The following is a 1,389-nucleotide window of genomic DNA, read 5'->3' on the forward strand; positions in this document are numbered from 1 at the left end:
AATCAGTAGTGTCCGATAAAACTTTTTAAAAGCGGGATTCCAAGAAAGGATTTTCCCGCTTTTTTATATCTTGTTTTTACCACAAAACTCGATATATGAGCAAAAGTAAAAACTTTAGCGGACAGCCGATTATCAAGCAGGTTTTAAATTTTATCAATCCCAAAGAAATTCACCGGACAGCCAAAAAGCACAATAGCGACAGGTATACCAAAAAATTCACCACCTATGAGCATTTGACCACAATGATCTTCACTGTTATCAGCGGTTGCAGCTCATTAAGGGAGGTCTCCAGCATAATGCTTGCCTGCGAGGGGAAGATCAACCATTTGGGGCTAAAGGATTTTCCCAAGCGCAGTACCTTGTCCGATGCCAATAGGCGAAGGAGTAGTAAAGTTTTTGCGGACATTTACCATTCACTTTATGAACAATACTGCCATTTTTTATCGGACAGCAGACCTTCGGAGCCAGCTGTGAAGAACCTAAAAATCATCGATTCATCCACCATACCGTTGTTCAGCGACATCCTCAAGGGCGTGGGACGTAATCCACTTAACGGCAAAAGGAAAGGTGGCATTAAAATGCACACGATGATCAACGCCAGGGAAGATGTTCCATGCTTGATAAAGTTCTCTAGTGCCGCAACCCATGACCACACCTTTTTAAAAGAACTCGACTTGAAGAAAGGCTCTTTTGTTGTTTTTGATAAGGGTTATGTTGATTACCAACAATACCAAGAATGGACATTGAAAGATATATATTTTGTTACCAGGCAAAAGGACAATGCCCGTTATACGAGCCTTGAAGAATTTGATATACCGGATAATGTGGACGATGCTGTCCTGAAAGATGAAAAAATAGTGCTTGCCGATAACAACGGCGGGGAATTCCAACTCAGGAGGATAGCCTTTTGGCACGAAGAAAAGCATAAAGTTTATGAATTCATTACCAACAACTATGAACTTCCCGCCGATAAGATAGCGGGTATCTACAAAAACCGTTGGCAGATCGAAACAATGTTCAAAAGGTTAAAACAAAATTTTCCACTCAAATACTTTCTGGGCGATAACCAAAATGCCATTGAAATACAGATATGGACCAGCCTGATCATCCAACTTGTGATGCTTGTCATTCAGCGAAAAGCAGAAAAGAAATGGGCTTATTCCAATATGATGTCCGTAATAAGATATCATCTGATGACTTACATTGACCTATTCAAATTCCTGAAAAACCCAGATTCAAAATGGGAGGATATAACTACAAAAAATATGGATCAACTGAGCCTTTTTGATCCATAAGGGGCTTCTATACGAGAAAATAATCCGGAACCCAACAAAATCAACCGACAAAAAAGCCTTTTTTGCTATTTTAGATTTTTATCGGACAACAAAG

General features: G+C 39.7%; 1 protein-coding gene. It reads left to right on the plus strand.

What is annotated here, in order from left to right:
- Positions 1-95: 95 nt before the first annotated feature.
- A complete protein-coding gene (locus RM549_RS19305) occupies positions 96-1,295 on the plus strand; it encodes an IS4 family transposase (RefSeq protein ID WP_311687743.1) in 1,200 nt (399 codons plus the stop codon).
- Positions 1,296-1,389 lie beyond the last annotated feature (94 nt).

Source organism: Autumnicola patrickiae, assembly GCF_031846525.1.
In the GTDB taxonomy this organism is placed as follows: domain Bacteria; phylum Bacteroidota; class Bacteroidia; order Flavobacteriales; family Flavobacteriaceae; genus Autumnicola; species Autumnicola patrickiae.